Source organism: Agromyces sp. H17E-10, from assembly GCF_022919715.1.
In the GTDB taxonomy this organism is placed as follows: Bacteria; Actinomycetota; Actinomycetes; order Actinomycetales; family Microbacteriaceae; genus Agromyces.
The window spans coordinates 2,621,201-2,640,888 of record NZ_CP095042.1 but is presented as its reverse complement, the minus strand read 5'-3'; the positions used below and the strand labels follow the sequence as shown (position 1 = coordinate 2,640,888).

19 protein-coding genes and 1 pseudogene are annotated in these 19,688 nt (G+C 70.2%); 8 read left to right on the top strand and 12 right to left on the bottom strand.

Annotated features, from left to right (window positions below):
- Positions 1–22: 22 nt before the first annotated feature.
- From MUN74_RS11960 to MUN74_RS11940, 5 genes are read right to left on the bottom strand one after another with little or no spacing between them, the layout of a single operon-like run.
- The gene (locus MUN74_RS11960; RefSeq protein ID WP_244852416.1) at positions 23–445 is read right to left on the bottom strand and encodes a VOC family protein; all 423 of its coding nucleotides are present in this window, start codon (positions 443–445) and stop codon (positions 23–25) included.
- A gap of 9 nt (positions 446–454) precedes the next feature.
- Complete coding sequence (locus MUN74_RS11955; RefSeq protein ID WP_244852415.1) at positions 455–1,552, bottom strand: LacI family DNA-binding transcriptional regulator; 1,098 nt, start codon at positions 1,550–1,552, stop codon at positions 455–457.
- 28 nt (positions 1,553–1,580) lie between these two features.
- Positions 1,581–2,168 (bottom strand): PfkB family carbohydrate kinase, encoded by a 588-nt coding sequence (locus tag MUN74_RS11950; RefSeq protein ID WP_244852413.1) that lies wholly within the window; start codon positions 2,166–2,168, stop codon positions 1,581–1,583.
- A gap of 2 nt (positions 2,169–2,170) precedes the next feature.
- A complete protein-coding gene (locus MUN74_RS11945; RefSeq protein ID WP_244852411.1) occupies positions 2,171–2,473 on the bottom strand; it encodes a PfkB family carbohydrate kinase in 303 nt (100 codons plus the stop codon).
- Positions 2,474–2,507: 34 nt separating this feature from the next.
- The gene (locus tag MUN74_RS11940) at positions 2,508–3,509 is read right to left on the bottom strand and encodes an SIS domain-containing protein (protein ID WP_244852409.1); all 1,002 of its coding nucleotides are present in this window, start codon (positions 3,507–3,509) and stop codon (positions 2,508–2,510) included.
- Between the two features lie 282 nt (positions 3,510–3,791).
- Between MUN74_RS11940 and MUN74_RS11935 the strand changes: the two genes are divergently transcribed.
- From MUN74_RS11935 to MUN74_RS11920, 4 genes are read left to right on the top strand one after another with little or no spacing between them, the layout of a single operon-like run.
- Positions 3,792–5,114, top strand: a complete 1,323-nt coding sequence (locus tag MUN74_RS11935) for an ABC transporter substrate-binding protein (RefSeq protein WP_244852407.1) — start codon at positions 3,792–3,794, stop codon at positions 5,112–5,114.
- Entirely contained in the window at positions 5,083–6,087 is a 1,005-nt protein-coding gene (locus tag MUN74_RS11930; RefSeq protein ID WP_244852405.1) for a carbohydrate ABC transporter permease, read from the top strand. Before MUN74_RS11935 ends, MUN74_RS11930 begins: the two co-directional genes overlap by 32 nt.
- Positions 6,087–6,920: a carbohydrate ABC transporter permease gene (locus MUN74_RS11925; protein ID WP_244852403.1), complete on the top strand. Its 834-nt coding sequence runs from the start codon at positions 6,087–6,089 to the stop codon at positions 6,918–6,920. Before MUN74_RS11930 ends, MUN74_RS11925 begins: the two co-directional genes overlap by 1 nt.
- On the top strand, positions 6,920–7,771 hold the full coding sequence (locus MUN74_RS11920) for a TIM barrel protein (protein ID WP_244852401.1): 852 nt from the start codon (positions 6,920–6,922) through the stop codon (positions 7,769–7,771). The genes MUN74_RS11925 and MUN74_RS11920 overlap by 1 nt, the downstream gene beginning before the upstream one ends.
- A 115-nt stretch (positions 7,772–7,886) precedes the next feature.
- On the opposite strand, the gene MUN74_RS11915 is transcribed toward MUN74_RS11920, so the two are convergent.
- The 5 genes and pseudogenes from MUN74_RS11915 to MUN74_RS11895 form a co-directional block, all read right to left on the bottom strand.
- Positions 7,887–9,062 carry an NAD(P)/FAD-dependent oxidoreductase gene (locus MUN74_RS11915; protein ID WP_244852400.1) on the bottom strand — a complete coding sequence of 392 codons (1,176 nt, stop codon included), beginning with the start codon at positions 9,060–9,062 and terminating at the stop codon, positions 7,887–7,889.
- A 48-nt stretch (positions 9,063–9,110) separates the two neighbouring features.
- Positions 9,111–10,193 (bottom strand): Gfo/Idh/MocA family protein, encoded by a 1,083-nt coding sequence (locus tag MUN74_RS11910; RefSeq protein WP_244852398.1) that lies wholly within the window; start codon positions 10,191–10,193, stop codon positions 9,111–9,113.
- Positions 10,193–10,963 (bottom strand): amino acid ABC transporter ATP-binding protein, encoded by a 771-nt coding sequence (locus MUN74_RS11905; RefSeq protein WP_305038246.1) that lies wholly within the window; start codon positions 10,961–10,963, stop codon positions 10,193–10,195. The genes MUN74_RS11910 and MUN74_RS11905 overlap by 1 nt, the downstream gene beginning before the upstream one ends.
- Complete coding sequence (locus MUN74_RS11900; RefSeq protein WP_244852396.1) at positions 10,960–11,748, bottom strand: amino acid ABC transporter permease; 789 nt, start codon at positions 11,746–11,748, stop codon at positions 10,960–10,962. The genes MUN74_RS11905 and MUN74_RS11900 overlap by 4 nt, the downstream gene beginning before the upstream one ends.
- A gap of 81 nt (positions 11,749–11,829) precedes the next feature.
- Positions 11,830–12,705: pseudogene (locus tag MUN74_RS11895) on the bottom strand (ABC transporter substrate-binding protein).
- 212 nt (positions 12,706–12,917) lie between these two features.
- On the opposite strand from MUN74_RS11895, the gene MUN74_RS11890 reads away from it, so the two are divergent.
- The 3 genes from MUN74_RS11890 (at position 12,918) to MUN74_RS11880 (ending at position 16,025) form a co-directional block, all read left to right on the top strand.
- Complete coding sequence (locus MUN74_RS11890) at positions 12,918–13,982, top strand: LacI family DNA-binding transcriptional regulator (protein WP_244852394.1); 1,065 nt, start codon at positions 12,918–12,920, stop codon at positions 13,980–13,982.
- A gap of 94 nt (positions 13,983–14,076) precedes the next feature.
- Entirely contained in the window at positions 14,077–15,189 is a 1,113-nt protein-coding gene (locus MUN74_RS11885; RefSeq protein ID WP_244852392.1) for an epoxide hydrolase family protein, read from the top strand.
- A gap of 155 nt (positions 15,190–15,344) precedes the next feature.
- Positions 15,345–16,025: a DUF305 domain-containing protein gene (locus tag MUN74_RS11880; protein WP_244852390.1), complete on the top strand. Its 681-nt coding sequence runs from the start codon at positions 15,345–15,347 to the stop codon at positions 16,023–16,025.
- Between the two features lie 162 nt (positions 16,026–16,187).
- Here the strand turns inward: MUN74_RS11880 and MUN74_RS11875 are convergent, their stop codons facing one another.
- Positions 16,188–17,990, bottom strand: coding sequence for an LVIVD repeat-containing protein (locus MUN74_RS11875; protein ID WP_244852388.1), 1,803 nt, complete (start codon positions 17,988–17,990; stop codon positions 16,188–16,190).
- 257 nt (positions 17,991–18,247) lie between these two features.
- Positions 18,248–18,832 (bottom strand): dihydrofolate reductase family protein, encoded by a 585-nt coding sequence (locus MUN74_RS11870; protein WP_244852387.1) that lies wholly within the window; start codon positions 18,830–18,832, stop codon positions 18,248–18,250.
- A 231-nt stretch (positions 18,833–19,063) separates the two neighbouring features.
- On the opposite strand from MUN74_RS11870, the gene MUN74_RS11865 reads away from it, so the two are divergent.
- Positions 19,064–19,627 carry a hypothetical protein gene (locus tag MUN74_RS11865; RefSeq protein WP_244852386.1) on the top strand — a complete coding sequence of 188 codons (564 nt, stop codon included), beginning with the start codon at positions 19,064–19,066 and terminating at the stop codon, positions 19,625–19,627.
- Positions 19,628–19,688 lie beyond the last annotated feature (61 nt).

Sequence of the window (19,688 nt, the reverse complement as noted above, 5' to 3'; positions counted from 1 at the left end):
GAGACGGTCGCGCGCTCCCTCCTCAACCCGCGTCGGGCTCCTGGAAGATCGTCACCTGCAGGCCGGCCGGCGCAGCCAGCCGCGAGTTGATCGAGCGCCATGGGGTCTCGCGCGGGCTGGCGAGCAGCTCGGCTCCCCCGTCGACGAGCTCGTCGGTCACCGCGGCCGTGTCGGCGACCTCGAACGCGACCCGCAGGCGCGGGCTGCGCACGCCGTCGGTCTCGACGCGGTCGATGTACTCGACCTGCGCGGGGTTCGACAGCTCGAGCGTCGCCCGCCCGACGTCGAGGATCATCACGCGCGCACCGCCGTCGGCCTCGTACGACTCCTCCTCGGGCAAGCCGAGCACGTCGCGGTAGAACGCGACCGCGGCCTCCCAGTCGTCGGCCTCGACCACGAGGCGGAGTTGCCGTACCTGGCGCGGAGTCGTGTCGTCATTGGTCATGCCTGCACCCTACGGGGAGGTCGGTGCGGCGGGCGGGGCGACCGACGCCCGTGCGACCAGCCGCGTGTCGAGCGTGTGCACGCGCGCCTCTACAGCCTCACCGTCGATCGCGGCGAACAGCACCTCGGCCGCCCGCGTCCCCAGCGCGAGCATCGGCTGCTCGATCATCGTCAGCGGCGGCTCCATGACCGCCGCCCACGAACTGTCGTCGAAGCCGATGAGCGAGATGTCGCCGCCCACCCGCAGGCCGGCGGCCCGGATCGAACGCAGCGCACCGGTCACCGCATCGGTCTCGGTGCAGAACAGGGCTGTCGGCGGATCGTCGAGCGCGAGCATGCGCGTGACCTCGGCCTGCGCGTGCTCCTCGGTCTTCGGACCGACCATGACGAGCTCGGGATCGAACCTGATGCCCTCGTCGTCGAGCGCGTCGAGGTAGCCCTGGAGACGCTCGCCGTCGGTCCAGAGGTTGCGCATCGCGAGCTCGATCAGGTCGCGTCGCCGCAGTGGCCGTTCGTCGACCGGCGGACCCCAGATGAATCCGATGCGCCGATGCCCTGCCGCGATGAGCGTGTTGACCGCTTCGCGCGACGCCGATCGGTTGTCGATCACGACCGCGTCGAGTGCCAGCCCCGGTATGGCACGGTCGACGAGGACGACCGGGATGCCGTGCGCCTGCGCCTGGGCGATGTGCTCTGCGGATGCCGCGTCGAGCGCCGCCGACGCGATGATGATGCCGTCGACGCGCTTGTCGATGAGCACGTTCGCGGCGGCGACCTCTTCGCCGAGGTCTTCGTGCGTGCTGAGCACGAGCGTGTCGAACCCGCGCTCGCGCGACGCGTCGGAGATGCCGCGCACCACGCCGCCGAAGAACGGATTGCCGATGTCGGCGACGATCACACCGAGGGTGTGGCTCACGCCCGTCGACATGCTGCGGGCGAGCGCGTTGGCGCGGTACCCGATGCGTTCGGCCGCCGCGAGGACGCGCTCGCGCACCTCGGGGCTCACGTAGCCGTACCCGCCGAGCGTGCGTGCCGCGGTCGAGCGACCGACGCCGGCTTCGGCCGCCACCTCCGAGATCGTGGGCGGTGCGGAGCGCTCGGAGGTCATCGCCCTCGCCCCTTTCCGCGTCACTCGTTCACCACATGCTAGCGGCGGCCGGCGTCGGTCGGCCGTGCCCGAACGCCCCCTCGACGAAGCACTGGTCGTGGGCCGCATCGGCGCCGGCGTCGAGGGCCGACTGCAGCGCCGCCGCATCCGGTCGCCGGTCTCGCCGCCACCCGCTCGCGTACAGCGACACGAGGAACCCGGCCATGAACGCATCGCCGCACCCCATGGTGTCGACGATCTCGGCGTCGGGCGCGACGACCCGTGCAGGAGCCGTGCGATGGACCCGTCCGTCGGTGGTGAGCGCCCCGTCGGTGCCGCGGGTTCCGAGCGCGAGACCGGCGCCGCGGCGCACGGCCTCGTCGAGGAGCGCGAACGATGCGGACTCGTCGAGTCCGGCGCACGAGAACAGCACGACGTCGCAGTGCGGCGCCACCCGGTCGAGGTACTCGGGCGTGCGGAACTCGGGCTCACTCGAGAGGTCGAAGCTCACGAGCGGCCGACGCGTGCGGAGCCTCGGTAGCACCGACTCGGTGCCGGAGTACACGCTCGAGTGCACGAGGTCGAAGCCGGCGAGGTAGTCGTCCCGACCGCCGTCGAGATCGATCGGGTCGCGCACCGTCACTCCGCCGCCGTTCCAGCCGAGGAAGACGCGGTCGCCGTCGACGACCCGCAGGGAGGAGACCCCCGACTCCCCCTGCGGACGACACTGCGCGCCGTTGCGACGCCGGCGGCTTCGATCGACGCACGCAGGAAGCCTCCGAGCTCGTCGTCGCCGAACACTCCGAGGTACTCGGCCTGCGCGCCGAGCCGGCGCGCGTAGACGGCGACGTTGACCGCGTTGCCGCCGGGATAGTCGACACCCCGGTCGACGAAGCGGTCGACGATGTTGTCGCCGAAGCCGAGCACCCGCATAGTCGTCATTCCCCTTCGATCAGGCTCGTCGATCAGGTGCCGCTCAGTAGTCCATCACCCGGTAGTAGCGGCGCAGGTCGAGCGAGTGGTCGCGCACGCGCTCGAGGTGCTTCGACACACGGCCCATCACGGTGTCGAGCACGATCGGCGCGATCAGCGCACGGTTCTCGGGGCTGAACCCGTCGAGCGCGTAGTCGCGCGTGTCGAAGACCGTGACATCGCTCGTGATGCGCTTCGCGAACGCCTCGGCGCGATCGGTCAACGGGCGCGTCGCATCCTCGCCCTGGAACAGGAGGACCGGGGTGTCGGACTCGAGCAGCTCGAGCGAACCGTGGAAGAACTCGGCGCTGTGCACACGCGTGGTGCGCAGCCACTGCATCTCCTCGAGGATGCACATCGAGTACAGGTAGGTGAACGCCCACAGCGGGCCGCCGCCGATGAGGAAGTAGTAGTCAGCGTCCTTGTGGGCCTCGGCGAACGCCTCCGCCACCGGCTCAGCCTCCTTCGCGACCTCGACGAGCGCGTCGGGCAGGCCCGCGAGCTCGTCGGCGAGCGAGGTGTAGCCGTCGAACTCGCCGCGGCGCTCGAGCAGCCGGCCGACGAAGAGCAGCAGCTGCATGTCGAAGGGCCACGTCTTCGGTTCGCTCACGAGCGCGTGGTCGACGCACGTCGCGATCGGCGACTCGGGATAGCCCGTGAACGCGATCGTCGTCGCGCCGGTGCCCCGCACGTAGTCGATCGCCTTCACGACGTCCTCGGTCGTTCCCGATACGGAGGTGAAGACGACCGCGCTCTTCTCGCCGAGGAGGGCATCGCCCGTGAGCACGAGCTCGGCGGCGATGACCGCCTTCACCGGCAGGGTCGAGCGCTCGCGGGCGAGCAGCTCGTACGGCCACATCTGGGCGTAGGTGCCGCCCGAGCCGACGAGCAGCACGTTGTCGACGCCCTTGGCGAGCAGGTCGTCGACGAGCTGTTCGATCTGCGGGCGGAGTGCGACGGCGCTCGCCGTCTGGGAGCGGAAGGCGGATTCGTCGAAGCCGAGCATCTGAGGTCCTTTCGTGTCCGGCCGCGGGAGCCGAGCCGGGTTGTGGAATCACATTGTGGTACCGGTGTCAGGTCGGAGTCATGGTGGCACACTTGGAGCCGATCGGTCAACAACCCTTGATTTCAAGCGGTTCTGAACGTTCTTGGCGGTAACTCGAAATTGGGGCTGGTACCGGTACTAGGTTTTGGCTACACTCACGAGCCAAGGCATGCACCGAATTCCAACGGCGGAACGCGTCGCTCCCCGCGATGGTGGCTCCGCTCCCCCTCAGAGAGGCAGATCATGCGAACCAAACGCACCATCCCAGCCGTCGCGGCCGCCGCGGTGGCAGCGCTGGCCCTCGCCGGGTGCTCCGGCGGCACGTCGGGCGCGCCGGCCGCCGACGTCACGGCCGAGCCGACCTACGAGGGCAAGCTCAGCCTCCTCACGAAGTTCGCGGGCGAGCCGCTCGAGTCGTACTTCCAGGACCTCGCCGACGCGTACACGGCCGAACACCCCGACGTCGAGATCGAGCTCATCCAGGAGACCGACCAGTCGATCAAGGACAAGACGAAGACGCTCACCGCGTCGCAGGCGCTGCCCGACATCTACTTCACGTGGACAGGAGACTGGGCCGAGAACTTCGTGTCGGGCGGCCTCGCCGCCGACCTCTCCGAGGTCATCGCGCCCGGCACCGAGTGGGGCGACAGCTTCGGCGAGGCATCCGTGTCGGCGTTCGAGTACGACGGCAAGTACTACGGCATCCCGCTCTACAACAACGGCAAGTTCATGGGCTACAACACGCAGGCCTTCGCGGACGCCGGCATCGAGGTGCCGACCACGTTCGACGAGCTCATCGACTCGTGCGCGCCGCTGCGCGATGCGGGCTACGAGCCGATCGCGTTCGGCAACAAGGACGGCTGGCCCGCGCTGCACTACCTCCAGCAGCTGTTCGCGTACAACGTGCCGACCGACGTGCTGCGCGCCGACTTCGACCCCGAGACGGCGAAGTGGGACGACCCCGGCTACGTCGACGCGCTCGAGCAGTTCACCACGCTCGTGAACGAGTGCACCGACACCGGGGCGGGCACGAACGGCGTGCTCTACACGACCGCCCAGGAGGCGCTCGCCGGCGGCAAGGCCGCGATGTACTACCAGGAGGTGCTCGAGTTCGACACCATCACCGCCGAGGGATCGTCGCTCACCGAGGACGACTTCGGCATCTTCCAGCTGCCCGCCCCCGACGGCGCGGCGGGCGACCCGGCCGCGATCGAAGGCGCTCCAGAGGGCTACCTCGTCAACGCCAGGTCACCGCAGGCCGCCCTCGCCGTCGACTTCATGAAGTTCGTCACCGACCCGGAGAACGCGAAGACGCTCTCGTCGCCGCCGTACGGACAGCCGAGCGCCGTCGTCGGCGCCGTGACCGAGGACACGTCGAGCCGCGCCGTGTACGAGGGCATCACGAAGGTCAACGAGGCCTCGCAGCTCGTCGGCTGGCTCGACACCGTGACCGTGCCCGAAGTCGCCGACGCCTGGCTCGCGGGCGGCGAAGCGCTCATCAGCGGCAGCGCGACCCCCGAAGAGGTGCTCGAGAGTGTCCGGGCAGCCAACGAAGACGCGCAGTGATGCGCGGTCGGGGGCCGGTTTCGACCGGCCCCCGACCCTCACGAAGGCGATGGTCGCGCCGGGCGGCGGGCGCGTCGACCGGCACGCCCGCAGCCGGTTCGCCCGCCTCGCCGGCCTCGCCTGGGTGCTGCCCGCCGTCGTCGTGCTGCTGGTGTTCGTGTACCTGCCGCTCGTGCAGAACTTCGCGTTCTCGACGCAGGAGTGGGACATCTACTCGGGCGCGACCGAGTTCGTCGGCCTCGAGAACTACGAGAAGCTGCTCGACGACCCCGTGTTCTGGACGGCACTCGGCAACAACGTGCTCTACGCGGTGCTGTCGATCGTGTTCCAGGTCGCCGCGGCACTCGTGCTCGCGGCACTCATCGAGAGTCTCCGCGGGCCGCGCTGGCGCAAGGTGCTGCGTGGCATCTACTTCGTGCCCTCGGCGATCTCGCTGACGGTCGCGGGCCTCTTGTTCTACTTCATCTACGAGCCCAACCTCGGCCTGCTCAACAACTTCCTCGAGGCGATCGGCCTCGGCGCGCTCGCCCAGCCCTGGCTCGGGCAGGAGTCCACCGCGATGGTCTCGATCATCGCGATGAGCCAGTGGCAGGGCTTCGGCTACTCGACGCTGCTGTTCGCGGTGGCGATCCAGCGCATCCCGACCGAGCTCTACGAGGCGGCCTCGCTCGACGGCATCGGCGCCGTGCGCCGCTTCCTCCACATCACCGTGCCGCTCGTGCGCGAGATGACCGGCCTCATGATCATCGTCACGATCTCGGGCGCCTTCCAGGTGTTCAACGAGGTCATGGTCATGACGAGCGGCGGGCCGAACAACTCGACCCAGGTGCTCGCCACCTGGTTGTACCGCAGCGGCTTCGTGCGCAACGACTTCGGCTACGCCGCCGCGATCGCGACGGTCATCTTCGTCGTGACCATGATCATCGCGCTCGTCCAGCTCTGGTACACGCGACGCAGAAGGGTGGAGTTCTGATGACCCGACTCGGATTCCTCGGCGCCATCGGTCGCGTCTTCGTCTGGGCGTTCCTGCTCGGACTCGTCGTGGTCGTCGTCTATCCGCTGCTGTGGATGGTCATGAACGGCTTCAAGACGAACGCCGAGCTGTTCGGCGACCCGTTCGCGATGCCCGTGCAGTTCGACTGGGAGAACTACGTCGACGCATGGAACCGCGGTGTCAGCGACTACCTCACCGCGAGCGTGCTCGTGACGATCACCTCGACGGTGACGACCGTGTTCATCAGCGCGTGGGCGGCATACGGGCTGACCCGCGTGCGGATGCCGTTCGGCCGCGCCGTCTCGGGTCTCATCCTCGGCGGGCTCATGCTCGCACCGGCGGTCGCGCTCGTGCCGCTCGTGCGGATGTTCCAGGCGATGGGCCTGTACAACACGTTCTGGGCGCTGCTCATCCTCTACACGGCCTTCCGCATCCCGTTCACGACCTTCCTCATCAGGGCGTACATGATCGACCTGCCGCGCGAGGTCGACGAGGCGGCCGAGGTCGACGGCGCGAGCCGCTGGACGACGTTCTGGCGCATCACGCTGCCGATGTGCCGGCCGATCATCATCTCGACCGTGCTGCTGCACATCCTGTTCGCGTGGAACGAGTACCTCTTCGCCATGGTGTTCACGAACGGCACGTCGATCCAGACGCTGCCGGTCGGTCTCACGAGTCTCATGAGCAAGCACGGCACCGACTACCCCGTCGTGTTCGCCGGGATGGTCATCGCCGCACTCCCCGTGATCGTGCTGTTCTTCGCGAGCCAGCGCTACTTCATCAAGGGGCTCGCCGAGGGCATGGGCAAGTGATGGATGCCACGGGCACGACGCTGCTCGACCGGGTGACCGGCTCGAACTTCGCGTACCAGCACCTTCCGCTCACTCGGAGTCTCGACGACGCCGCAGAGCTCGGCCGCACGCGGTTCGAGCTCTGGGGCGTCGCCCCGCACGCGCACGTGCCGTGGCTGAGCAACGCCGACGCCCGGGGCATCCGCGAACAGGCTGCCGCCCGCGGGCTGTCGATCGCGTGCTTCACGCCCGAGCAGGTCGCGTATCCCGTGAACATCGCCTCGCCCCACCGGCGGCTGCGCGCCGAGAGCATCGCGATGTTCCGGCGGGCGGCCGAGCTCGCCGTCGAGCTCGGGGCGCCGCTGCTGTTCCTGACCTCGGGCCGCGGCGGCGAGGACGAGGCGCGCGAAGCCGGCTGGACACGGGCGGTCGATGCACTCGGCGACATCGTCGGGTACGCGGCGACGCTCGGCGTCGACTGCGTGCTCGAGCCGCTCCAGCGGGTCGAGTCGAACCTCGTGAACACGGCGGCCGACGCCGCCCGGATGCTCGACGAGGTCGCTACACCGACCCTCGGCGTCGCGCTCGACACGGTCGCGGCCGCCGTCGCGGGCGACACGATCGACGGGTACTTCACCACCCTTGGTGAGCGTGTGCGGCACGTGCACCTCATCGACGGATCCCCGGCCGGGCACCTCGCCTGGGGCGACGGCGAGCTGCCGCTCGCCCGGATCATCGCCGCCCTCGACCGCAACGGCTACGCCGGGCTCGCGACGATCGAGCTCTTCGGCGACGGGCGCTACGCGCGCGACCCGAAGCCCGCCCTCGCGCGCTCACTCGCGGCGATCGCCGGAGTAGCGAATGGCCGATGAGCTGAGCACGTCACGAACCGCGCCCCACACTTTCAGGAAGAAGTAGCCCCGTCAGGATGAATCGCGCGGATTCGTCCTGACGGGACGCTTTTCTCCTGAAACGGTGCGGTCCAGCTCAGCGCTGGGGCACGGGCGCCCAGGCGCCGATGCCGACCTCTCCGAGATCCGCACCCTCGGCGAAGCGACCGAGCCCGAAGGCCGCGAGTACGGGCGAGGGCGTTCCGGTCAGCACCTCCTCGGCGACGAGCTCGCCGAGGATGAGCCCGAGCGTGGCACCGGAGTGCGTGAAGATCACGTGCAGGCCGTCGATCGCGGGCACGGCCCCGACGACCGGGTCGCCGTCGCCCGGGATCGGCTTGAGACCGGCACCGACACGCTGTGCGGTCAGCACCGGGTTGCCGGCGAGCACCTTCGACGCCTCGTCGAGGAGCCCCTGCACCGACTCCTCGGGCACGACGAGCGCGCCGTCGTCGCCGACGACGATCGACTTCTCGGCCCAGTCGGCGTCGAGCACGAGGCGCCCGTCGGGGGTCGGGCGCACCGCGACGCGGGGAGTGTTGAGCACGGTCGTGACCGCGACGTCGACGGGGTCGGTGAAGAGCACGAAGGCCGCGGGCGTCGCATCGGGCACCTCGACGCCGAGCTCCGCGAGCTGCGCCGGCACCTCGCCGCCGGTCGCGAGCACGACGTGATCGGCCGGCACGACGGTGCCGTCGGCCAGCACGACGCCGGTCGCGACGTCGTCGGTCACCTCGACCCGGGCACGGCCGGCGTGCTGGAGCACGCGGGCACCGGCATCCACGGCCTCGGCGGCGAGCACCGCGACCAGGTCGGGCAGGTTCACCCAGCCCTCACCGGGGTTGAAGATCGCGCCCTCCTCGGCGACGGCGTCGGCGTTCACGTCGGGCGTGATCGTGGCGACGTCGGCCCGGTCGAGCCAGACCGAGTCGTACCCGCCCGCCCGCTCGTAGCCGAACGTCTGCCGGAAGCTCTCGCCCGGACCCGCCCACTTGAGGGCGCCGTCGAACCGCAGGTAGTCGCGGCTCTCGGGGCGGCGCGCGCTCCAGGTGCGGTAGCGGTCGAGGCCGAGCAGGCGCAGGTAGTGGTACGGAGCCGACCGGTCGCCCGACGAGTTGAGCCATGCGATCGAGCGACCCGAGGCGCCGTCGGCGAGGGCGCCGTCGGTGACGAGGGTCACCTGCGCACCGGCGCGGGCGAGGTGCGCGGCGGTCGAGACGCCGAGGATGCCGCCGCCGATGACGACGACGTGGGCAGGCTGCTGGGTGGTCATGTGCGTTCCTTCGTGTGTTGCGTGATGTCGATGAGTCGAATCGTGCGCTCAGCGCAGCGGGGTCTCGGCGTGGATGCGCTCGATGAGTTCGAGCACCGCGACTGGGGCGGCGGGGTCGACCGGCAGCGGACCACCGCGGAGCATCGCGTCGGCGAGCGTGCGGTAGAAGGCGCCGTAGTCGCCGCGCTCGGTCGGCAGCGGCTCGAGGGCGCCGTCGACGCCGACGACGCCCCAGTGCTCGGGCTGCGTGACGCCGAAACCGGGGTCGTCGGGCGAGGTGCCGGCGGCCAGGGCCGCCTCCTGCCCGTCGAGCCCGTGGCTCGTGTAACCGCCGTCCGATCCGAGCACGTGGAACCGCGGGCCGAACTGCGGCGCCAGCGAGCTCATCCAGAGGTGCGACGTCGTGCCCGACTCGTGCCGGAGCGCGACGAAGGCGTCGTCGTCGGCGAGCCCGCCGAAGCGTCGCACGGCGAGTTCGGCGTAGGTCTCGACGACGGGCCCGAACAGGGTGATCGCCTGGTCGATGAGATGGGTGCCGAGGTCGTAGAGGATGCCGCCGCCGTCGGCGACGGTCGCCGCCGTCTTCCACGACGCGCGAGGCTCGGGCTTCCACCACTCGAACCGCGACTCGAAGCGGCGCACCTCGCCGAGCGCATCCGACTCGACGAGTCGGCGCACGGTCAGGAAGTCGCCGTCCCACCGCCGGTTCTGGAACACGGTGAGTCGCCGCCCGAGTCGCTCGGCCTGGGCGACGAGCGCCCGGCCCTCGACCGACGTCACGGTGAACGGCTTGTCGACGACGACGTCGAGCCCGGCGTCGAGGGCGCGCGACGCGAGGTCGGCGTGCGTGCCGGGCGGTGACCCGAGCACGACGAGGTCGAGCTGGTCGGCCCGGCCGAAGACCTCGTCGACGGTCGAGACGACGGATGCCCCGGGGTGGAGCCGTACGGCTTCGGCGGCGCGGTCGCGGTCGGCGGTGACGATCAGGTCGAGCGAGAACTCGGGGTTCGCGGCGACGAACGGTGCGTGGAACACCCGGCCCGACACCCCGAATCCCACGATCGCGGTCCGGATCGGCGCCGACGCCGAGGCATCCCCCTCGATGCGGTCGGAAGGAGCAGGCGCAGCCATCACAGGACCTCCGACAGGAATCGCTGGAGGCGTTCGCTCTTCGGGTGGTCGAAGAGCTCGGCCGGCTCGCCCGACTCGACGACGCGCCCCTCGTCCATGAAGACGACCTGGTCGGCGACCTTGCGGGCGAAGCCCATCTCGTGGGTCACGACGAGCATCGTCATGCCGCGCTGCGCGAGGCTCGCCATGAGGTTGAGCACGCCCTTCACGAGTTCGGGATCGAGCGCACTCGTGGCCTCGTCGAAGAGCATGACCTCGGGCTCCATCGCGAGGGCCCGGGCGATCGCGACGCGCTGCTGCTGACCGCCCGAGAGGTCGCGGGGGCGGTGGTCGGCGCGCTCGGCGAGTCCGACCTCGGTGAGCCGTTCGCGGGCGACACGCCGTGACTCGGCCTTCGAGAGGCCCTTCACGTTGCGCAGCGCGAGGGCGACGTTCTCGAGCGCGGTGTGATCGGGGAACAGGTTGAAGTGCTGGAAGACCAGCCCGATGCGTCGGCGCACGAGGTCGGGCTTCTGCGTGAGCACGCTGTCGCCTGCGAGCAGCACGTCGCCCGACTTGGGTTCATGGAGGCGGTTGACCCCGCGCAGCAGGGTCGACTTGCCCGAACCCGATGGTCCGATGATGCAGGTCGTGGTGCCCGGAGCGATGTCGATCGAGACGTTCTTCAGCACCTCGATGTCGCCGTAGGCCATGGTGACGTCGCGCAGCGCGAGGCTCGAACCCTCGTAGAAGTGGCCGTCTGCGACGGGCACGGGAGACGTGTAGGTCATGAGTTCTCTCCGTAGGTGAGGGTCGTCGTCGGGTTCTGCTCCTCGACCTCGTCGAGGCCCGACTTCGGCGGGGTCGCCTTGCGGCGCCCGGTGCGGAAGCGGTCGTCGAAGTAGTTCACGAGGTGGGTGAGCGGCACCGTGATGATGAGGTAGAACAGGCCGGCCAGCACGAGTGGCGACAGGTTGCCGGTGAGCACCGCGGCGTCCTGTCCGACGCGGAACAGTTCCCGCTCGCTGACGAGGAGCCCGAGGAAGTACACGAGACTCGAGTCCTTCACGATCGCGATGAACTGGTTCACGAGCGCGGGCAGCACCCGGCGCACGCCCTGCGGCACGACGACGAGGCGCATGGCCTTGCCGTAGCTCATGCCGAGCGCGCGGCACGCCTCGAGCTGGCCGCGGTCGACCGACTGGATGCCGGCGCGGAAGATCTCGCCGATGTACGCCGAGGCGATCAGGCTGAGGGCGAGGATGCCGAGCGGGTAGGGCGACGGGCCGAACAGCTGCTGGCTGAACCGGGCGAAGCCCTGCCCGATGAGCAGGATCGTGAGGATCGCGGGCAGGCCCCGGAAGATGTCGGTGTAGATGCGAGCCGGGTAGCGCAGCCAGCGGGTCTTCGAGATGCCCATGACGGCGATGACCATGCCGAGCACGACGCCGATGAGTGTCGCCCAGATCGAGATGACGAGGGTGTTGACCAGCCCGATGCCGATGAGCTGGGGCAGTACCTGCGCCATCGCCTCGAAGTCGAGGAAGGTCTTGATGAGATTGTCGAGCCAGTCCATGATCTGCTCCGTTGTCGAGATGAGATGCGGGTCGGATGCCGCGTGGTCGATGCCGCCGCGGCATCCGACCCGCTTCGATGCCTACTCGGCGGGCGCCTCGGTGGGCTCGCCGGTCTGCTCGGCCGACGGCAGGTACTGGTCGGGCATCGGCGAGCCCGGGAACCACTTCTGGTAGAGCTCCTTCCAGGTGCCGTCCTCCATCGCGGCGTGGAGCGCCTCGTTGAGCGCGGCCTGGAACTCGGGCTTGCCCTTCGCGATCGCGAAGCCGGCCGGCGCGTCGAACGACGGGATGTCGATCGCGTTCACGAGGCCGTACTGCTCGGCGTACTCCTTCGCGGCTTCGTAGTCGAGGAAGTGCGCGTCGATCGAGCCGCTGTTGACGGCCGAGATCGCGGCGTTGTTGTCGGGGAAGCGCACGAGTTCGGTGTCGGTGAAGTGCTTGACCGCGTAGGCCTCCTGCAGGGTGCCCTGCACGACGCCGAGTCGCTTGCCCGCGAGGCTCGCCTCGTCGGTGATGCCCGAGTCGGCCGCAGCCATCACGGTGAGGTAGCCCGCGAGGTAGCCGTCGGAGAAGTCGACGGTCTGCTTGCGCTCGTCGGTGATGCCGATCGCGGCGACGCCGACGTCGAACTGGCCGTTGGCGACCGCGGCGAGCAGGCCCGAGAAGTCCTGTCCCGTGAAGACGACGTCGTCGTAGCCCATGCGGTTCGCGACATCGGTGAAGAGCTCGACGTCGAAGCCGGTGAACTCGCCCGACTCGTCGGTGAAGGTGTAGGGCTTCGCGTCGCCGAGGCTCGCGACGCGGATCTGGCCGGGGGTGATGAGTCAGTAAGGGTTGTCGTCGGCCGACTCGCCGATCGCGGCATTGCCGCCCGACGAGCAGGCGGCGAGCGCGACGGCTGCGGTGAGCGCCGCTGCGGCGAGGGCCGCGCGGCGGAAGGTGGAGCGGATGCTCATGGGGGTGGTTCCTCTCTGAACTGCGGGTGGTACGTGGTCGTCGGTGCGGGCGGATGCTGCGTGGCGGAGGTCATCCGCCGGACGAAAGTTGTTGAGACCGGTCTCAGTCTCGTAGAGTGAGACCGGTCTCAATTCGTTTCTCGGGAGAGTACTCGCGCAATCGCCGCGCGTCAACCAGTACCGTCGAGAGACGTCCGATCAGAGGAGGTGACGTGAGCGAGAACGGCAATGGCCGCCGCGAGGTGACCGTGAGCGACGTCGCCGCCGCCGCGAAGGTCTCGAAGGCGACCGCGGCACGGGCGCTCGGCGACTACGGGGCGGTCAGCGACGCCGTGCGCGACCGCGTGCAACGCGCCGCCGAAGACCTCGGGTATCGACCCAACGCACTCGCCCGCACCATGAGCACCGGCCGCTCGAACACGCTCGGCATCGTCGTCGGCGACATCGAGAACCCGTTCTTCGCACAGGCGACTCGGGGTGCCGCCGACGTCGCCGTCGCCGCCGGGTTCGACCTCATCCTCTCGAACTCCGACGAGGTCGCGGCCGCCGAGGCGAAGGCCATCGCCGTACAGCTCGCGAAGCGCGTCGACGGGCTGCTCGTCGCCCCCGCATCGTCGCTCGACGCGACGAACCTGCTGCCCGTCGTCGAATCGGGGCGACCGCTCGTGCTCTTCGACCGCGCCGTTCCCGGACTCGCGGTCGACACCGTCATCGCCGCGAACCGCGCGGGCGCTCGCCGCCTGACCGAGCTGCTGCTCGCCGCAGGACATCGCCGCATCGCGTTCATCTCGACGATCGCCCACGACGGCGACTACCGGTTGGGCGACACCCTCTCGTCGACGTCGGTCGCCGACCGCGTCGAGGGCTTCACGTCGGCACTCGCCGAAGCGGGGGTACCGCACCCCGACCGATTCGTGCACGTCAACGCGCGCCGCGACGGCGTCGAGGTGCTCGCCGAGCGCATCCTCGGATCGGCCGAACCGGCGACCGCGATCATCGCCTCCGACAGCCTCGTCGCGCTCGCCGCATTCCGCGCCGCGCGCCGCATCGGCGTCTCGATCCCCGACGAGGTCTCGCTCGTCGCGTTCGACGACGCGGACTGGACCGAGCTCACCACCCCCGGGGTGACGGTCATGTCGCAGCCGATCCACGAGATCGGCGCGGAGGCCGCCCGGCTGCTGATCCGCCGCATCGGCGGCGACGGCGCACCCCCGGTCACGAAGGTGCTCGACCAGCATCTCGTGGAGCGAGACTCGGTGGCGCCGCCGCGCGCGTAGCCGCGACCGGCCGGGCGGCTGCCGGCGCTCCGAGCCGGCGCCCCGCGCCGACCAGCGGCCTTCGATGTCGGCGGGCCCGCGTAGCCTCGGGCGCATGAGCGAGCTCGAACCATTCGAGATCCGGGTCCACGACGACGTGCTCGACGACCTTCGAGCGCGCCTCGCACGCAGCCGCCTGCTCGACGACTCGCCACGCCGGCCGGCCGCGGGCATGGGCCGCGACTACCTGCGCGGCCTCATCGACAGCTGGGCGACGTGGGACTGGCGGTCGCGCGAGGCGTGGCTCAACCGGCATCCCCAGTTCATCGCCAACGTCGGCGGCGCCGACGTGCACTTCGTGCACCTGCGCTCGCGGCGGCCCGATGCACCCGCGCTGCTCGTGATGCACGGCTGGCCGCACACGTTCGCGCTCCAGCTCGACTTCGCCGACCTGCTGCACGACTTCCACGTCGTCGTGCCGAGCCTGCCGGGCTTCGCCTTCTCGACGCCGTACGCCGACGGGCCCATGAGCGAGCGACGTCTCGCCGAGACGATGCACGCGCTCATGACCGAGGTGCTCGGCTACGAACGCTACGTCACCTACGGCGAAGACGTCACGGCCAACGTGAGCGACCTGATCGCGGCGACCCATCCCGACGAGGTCGCCGCGATCGTCGCGACCCACGCGCACTTCCCCACGAGCGGCGAGCGCGAAGCGCTGACCGACCCCGCCGAGCGCGCCTTCTTCGCCGCGCTCGCCGACCGGCACGAGACCGACGGCGCGTACGGGCACGTACAGGCCACCCGGCCCGACACCCTCGCGGTCGCGCTCAACGACTCGCCCGCGGGCCTGATCGCCTGGCTCGCCGAGAAACTCGTCGAGTGGAGCGACACCCCGCCCGGCGACCCGAGCGCGGTCGAGCGGCGCATCTCGCGCGACCGCATCCTCACCGAGGCGATGATCTACTGGGGCACCCAGTCGATCGGCTCGTCGTTCCGGCCCTACTACGAAGGTGCCGACCAGCCCGACCCGATCCCGCCGACCGGTGTGCCGGCCGCCGTCTTCATCCAGCGGCACGAGGCCGCCTACCCCGAGTCGCTGGCCCGTCGCCACTACCGCGACCTGCGCGTCTTCGAACGGCTGCCCGAGGGCGGCCACTTCACGGTCGGCGAGGTGCCCGAGGCGATGGCGGCGCGGGTGCGCGAGTTCGTCGGCACGCTCAGCTGAGCACCGACGCGACCGCCGTGGACGCGCGCGGACGGGACCGGCCCGATTCCCACCGCGACCCGACTCGGGTTAGATGGAGACATCGTGCGGAACGCCGCGAGGCGCCCCGCGACGCAGTGCCATCGACTGCCCATCGACGAAGACGAGGTAAGCGGATGACGTCACGGCGCCCCTACAGCGCACGCACGGCCCTCCTTGCGGCATCCCCGATCGTGCTCGCGGTCGCGCTCACGGCGTGCACGCCGTCGCAGCCCGACTCCCCCGAACCGACGAGCCCCGTCGTGCAGCTCGGCGCCCCCGGCGAATCGAACCGCACGCTCTCGCCCGAGGAGGCCGCCGGCCTCGACACGCCCGAACACAACGAGGTCGACTCGGCGTTCATGCTCGCGATGATCCGGCACCACCAGCAGGCCATCGAGATGACGACGCTCGTGGACGACCGCACCGACGACCGCGACATCCGGCTGCTCGCCGAACGCATGTCGGTGAGCCAGACCGACGAGAAGGCCCAGATCACGAGCTGGCTGCAGGAGCGGTTCATCCCGGTGAACGGCGACGGCAGCGGCCACGACGGGCACGACGCGGCATCGATGCCGGGCATGCTCACCTACGAGCAGTTCGCCGAGCTCGAGGCGGCGTCGGGCGACGAGTTCGACCGGCTCTTCCTCGAGTACATGATCCAGCACCACGAGGGCGCCGTGCAGATGGTCGACGACCTCTACGCCGACGGCGGCGGGCAGGAGTCGGCGACCGACCAGTTCGCCCGGCACGTCGAATCCGACCAGGGCATCGAGATCGCGCGGATGCAGCAGATGCTCGCCGAGCGCGAAGGCTGACGCCGCGCGCGGCGAGGCCCGCGGCATCCCGCACCTGATGCCCGCCGGGACACGCCCACGCGATGCAGCGCCGCGCCGCAGACGCGACGGGGCCCGGCGGTCGTCGACCACCGGGCCCCGGTTCGTCGGCGGGGAGGCCGACCGGCCTCCCCGCCGTCTCGCTCACTGGAAGGTCGCCGCCAGCGCGGTCAGCCCCTCCACGAGGTTCGAGTCGGCCGGAGCACCCGACTTGCGCACCGCGTTGTCGAGCTGCGCGACCACCGCACGGTCGGCGGCCGAACCGCCGGCCAGCTTCTCGGCCTTGTCGACGTGCTTGCGCACCTCGGCGAGCGCGGCACCGCTCAGGCTGCCGTCGCGCTCGGCCTGGTCGACGTACGACCGGGCGACCGCGAAGCTCGGCGTGTGCACGATGCCCGGCTGCAGCTGGGCGTTGAACTGGTCGAAGCGCACCTCAGCGGCCGCCTCGATCTCGTTCGCCGACAGGTCGTCGCTCGGTGTGAGCGCCATCGTGTCGAAGCCGCGCGCGATCTCGCTGCCGAGCACGTTGCCGTTGTACCAGTACGTCGACCAGTAGCCGCCGAGGTTCAGCCCGCTCGCGTTCGGGGTGTTGATCGGCCCGCGGTCGAGGAAGGCGATCTCCTTCGGGTGCGCCGTGTCGGTGAAGTCGATCACCGAGAGACCGCCCTGGTACCACGCCTGCACCATGATGTCGCGGCCCGGCACCGGGATGAGCGAGCCGTTGTGGGCGACGCAGTTCTCCTGCGTCGTCTGCGGCACCGGAAGCTTGTAGTAGCTCGCGAACTGCAGCTTGCCGTCGACGATGTCGAACAGCGCGTCGGCACCCCACTCGGGCTGGTCGGTCGAGCGGCACCGCGCGGCCGTGCCGCCACCCCACTCGTCGGTGAAGATGACCTTCGTGCCGTCGTTGTTGAACGTCGCCGAGTGCCAGTACGAGAAGTTCGGGTCGGCGACGGCATCGATGCGCACCGGGTTCACCGGGTCGGAGATGTCGAGCAGGATGCCGTTGCCCTGGCAGGCTCCGGCCGCGAGCCCGATCTCGGGGTAGGCGGTGATGTCGTGGCACGTGTTCGTGTTCGGGTTCGGCGAGTACCGCGTGCCCGACGGGTGCAGCGGCTGGGTCGGCCCGTTCTGCAGGCCGTTGAACGCGCCCGTCTCGGGGTCGGTGAAGATGCGCGGCTGGCTGACGATCGCCGCCGTCTCGGGCGCCGCGAGCGGCACCTTGATGACGTCGATGCGCCACTGCGTCGGGTTGCCCGTCGTGACCGGCTCGGTCGTGGCCGGTGGGTTCTCGCAGCCGGCGAGCTCGAGGCCCGACCGGACGCCCGAGGTGCCCGAGTTGTAGATGTAGAGGTTCTCGGCGTCGTCGGGGTCGGTGACGAGGGTGTGCGTGTGCGATCCGCGACAGGTCTGCACGCCCGGCAGTTGCACCGGGTTGTCGATGTCGCTGATGTCGAAGATGCGCACGCCGCGGAACCGCTCGGGGTTCACCGAGCCGGGCGCGCCCTGCGTGCCGCAGTCGATGCGGCCGCGCGTCTCCTCCACCGACATGAACAGCAGGTCGCCGTACACCGACACGTCGCCCTGGCCGCCGGGGCACACGAACGACGACCGCAGCGTGGGCGCGGCCGGGTCGGAGACGTCGTAGACCTGGAACCCGTTGAAGTTGCCCACGATCGCGCTGTCGCCCGTGAAGGCGAGGTCGGAGTTGACGAACCCGAAGTCGCCCGGCACCGCGTTGAACGGGTCGACGCGCGGCGTGCTCGACAGCAGGTCGAGGTTGCTCGTCGCGACCTCGGCATCGAGGTAGCCGGCGGGCAGGTCGACTCGCGGGTCGTCCTCTGCGACCGCAGCGGTCGCCGTCATCAGGGATGCACCGAGCAGCAGTGCTCCCGCGGCGGCGAGCGCACGTCGCCGCGCGTTCGGGGGTCGTTGTCCGGATCTCATCGTGGCCCTCATCTCTCGTTACGACTGAACGTTGCGTTTCGACACGACGATCAAGCCCTCCGATGGACGAGCACCCACGACATCGTGAGCGACCGCGGCCCCGGAAGGCCGACCATGCCCCCAAACTAGCGACAAACGCGGCGTGCGCGCAGCCGGTATTTCGGGGGACACGGGCGGTGGGGTTTCGAGACGCGTCGCCGCTCCGCGTCGGCGCTCCTCAACCCGCGTGGGGCCGTCCCCGCTCCGCTCGGCGCTCCTCAACCGGCGATGGGGCGAGCGACGTCGTAGACGGCCTTCACGATGCCGTTCGAATACGCCGCCTGGTCGACGAGGTCGAGCTTCGTGGTGAGACCCGGGTCGTCGCCGAAGAGCCGCTTGCCGCTGCCGAGCAGCACCGGGAAGACGAGCAGGTGGTACCGGTCGACGAGTCCGGCAGCGGCGAGGCCCTGCGCGAGGGTCGCGCTGCCGTGCACGATGATCGGGGCGCCGTCGCCCTCCTTGAGCCGGGCGACGTCGTCGAGCGAGCGCAGCAGGTTCGTGTCGTGCCACTCGGGCACGAGGTCGGCCTCGTCGAGGGTCGTCGAGACGACGTACTTCGGCATCGCGTTGTACTCGGCGAACTCCTCCACCATCGAGGGCCAGACCGGCGCGAACTCCTGGTAGCTGACCCGGCCGAGCAGCAGCGCCCCGGCCTCGAGCTGCTCGGAGCCCTTGAGCTCGTACGCCTCCTCGACGAAGGGCACCTCCTTGAACGTCCAGCCTGCGCGCGGGTGGTCGCCGCCGCCGGGTGAGTCGACGACGCCGTCGAGGCTGATGAACGCGGTCACGATGATGGAGCGCATGGTCGTTCCTTCCGGGATGAGTGAGCGGCGGAGCATCCGCCTTCATTCTGGACGTCGAACGGGGCGCACCGATATCGACAGATCGCGGCAGATGAGTTCTTCTTCCCGGCAACTACGGCTCTGGTGCGCCTGGCGCACCAGAGCCGGCGCTCCCGGGTGGGAAGGGTCTGTGCCGATGCGGTCGGCGGTCATGCGGCGTCACAGCGCGCAACGTCCGCCTACGCTCGAAGGATGACTCGACTTCGGCCCGTGCTCGCGGCCCTGCCCCTGCTCGTGCTCGCCCTCGCCGCGTGTTCGGCGTCGCCCTCCGGATCGCAGGGCGAGTCGGCCGAGCCCACCGCGGCCGCGACCGCCGAGGCCACCGCCGACGCCGCCACCGTGCTCGACGAGTGCGCCGGTGTGGCCGTCATCGTCGACTCGGGCGACCTCGAGGTGCCCGAGCCCATCGACCTCGCGGCGTGCGTCGACACCGACGGGCCGATCCTCGCGGCCGACGCGCTCGACGAGGCCGGCGTCACGACCGAGGGCACCGACGAGTGGGGCGACCAGGTCGTCTGCCGCGTCAACGGCGAGCCCGCCGAGTCGACCCTCATCACCGCGGCCGACGGCACCGAGTACCACGAGACCTGCGCGTCGATGCCCGCCGCGTTCGCGTACTGGGCGCTCTGGCAGCGCACCGCGGGCGGCGAGTGGGCCTACGCGCAGGAGGGCCTGCCGACCCTCGAACTGCAGCCCGGCGACGCGGTCGAACTGCTCTTCACGCTCAACGACGCGCCGGCCTCGCCGGCGGAATAGTCGGGTTTCGAGACGCTCGCTGCGCTCGCTCCTCAACCCACCCACCCGTATCCTGACCCCG

What these genes read in the sequence shown, in the direction of transcription:
- MUN74_RS11865 (WP_244852386.1), top strand. Translation starts at nt 19,064, where the DNA reads ATGACTCGACTTCGGCCCGTGCTCGCGGCCCTGCCCCTGCTCGTGCTC.
- MUN74_RS11945 (WP_244852411.1), bottom strand. Translation starts at nt 2,473, where the DNA reads ATGACGACTATGCGGGTGCTCGGCTTCGGCGACAACATCGTCGACCGC.
- MUN74_RS11905 (WP_305038246.1), bottom strand. Translation starts at nt 10,963, where the DNA reads ATGACCTACACGTCTCCCGTGCCCGTCGCAGACGGCCACTTCTACGAG.
- MUN74_RS11925 (WP_244852403.1), top strand. Translation starts at nt 6,087, where the DNA reads ATGACCCGACTCGGATTCCTCGGCGCCATCGGTCGCGTCTTCGTCTGG.
- MUN74_RS11870 (WP_244852387.1), bottom strand. Translation starts at nt 18,832, where the DNA reads ATGCGCTCCATCATCGTGACCGCGTTCATCAGCCTCGACGGCGTCGTC.
- MUN74_RS11915 (WP_244852400.1), bottom strand. Translation starts at nt 9,062, where the DNA reads ATGACCACCCAGCAGCCTGCCCACGTCGTCGTCATCGGCGGCGGCATC.
- MUN74_RS11920 (WP_244852401.1), top strand. Translation starts at nt 6,920, where the DNA reads ATGGATGCCACGGGCACGACGCTGCTCGACCGGGTGACCGGCTCGAAC.
- MUN74_RS11900 (WP_244852396.1), bottom strand. Translation starts at nt 11,748, where the DNA reads ATGGACTGGCTCGACAATCTCATCAAGACCTTCCTCGACTTCGAGGCG.
- MUN74_RS11935 (WP_244852407.1), top strand. Translation starts at nt 3,792, where the DNA reads ATGCGAACCAAACGCACCATCCCAGCCGTCGCGGCCGCCGCGGTGGCA.
- MUN74_RS11960 (WP_244852416.1), bottom strand. Translation starts at nt 445, where the DNA reads ATGACCAATGACGACACGACTCCGCGCCAGGTACGGCAACTCCGCCTC.
- MUN74_RS11875 (WP_244852388.1), bottom strand. Translation starts at nt 17,990, where the DNA reads ATGAGATCCGGACAACGACCCCCGAACGCGCGGCGACGTGCGCTCGCC.
- MUN74_RS11940 (WP_244852409.1), bottom strand. Translation starts at nt 3,509, where the DNA reads ATGCTCGGCTTCGACGAATCCGCCTTCCGCTCCCAGACGGCGAGCGCC.
- MUN74_RS11955 (WP_244852415.1), bottom strand. Translation starts at nt 1,552, where the DNA reads ATGACCTCCGAGCGCTCCGCACCGCCCACGATCTCGGAGGTGGCGGCC.
- MUN74_RS11885 (WP_244852392.1), top strand. Translation starts at nt 14,077, where the DNA reads ATGAGCGAGCTCGAACCATTCGAGATCCGGGTCCACGACGACGTGCTC.
- MUN74_RS11910 (WP_244852398.1), bottom strand. Translation starts at nt 10,193, where the DNA reads ATGGCTGCGCCTGCTCCTTCCGACCGCATCGAGGGGGATGCCTCGGCG.
- MUN74_RS11880 (WP_244852390.1), top strand. Translation starts at nt 15,345, where the DNA reads ATGACGTCACGGCGCCCCTACAGCGCACGCACGGCCCTCCTTGCGGCA.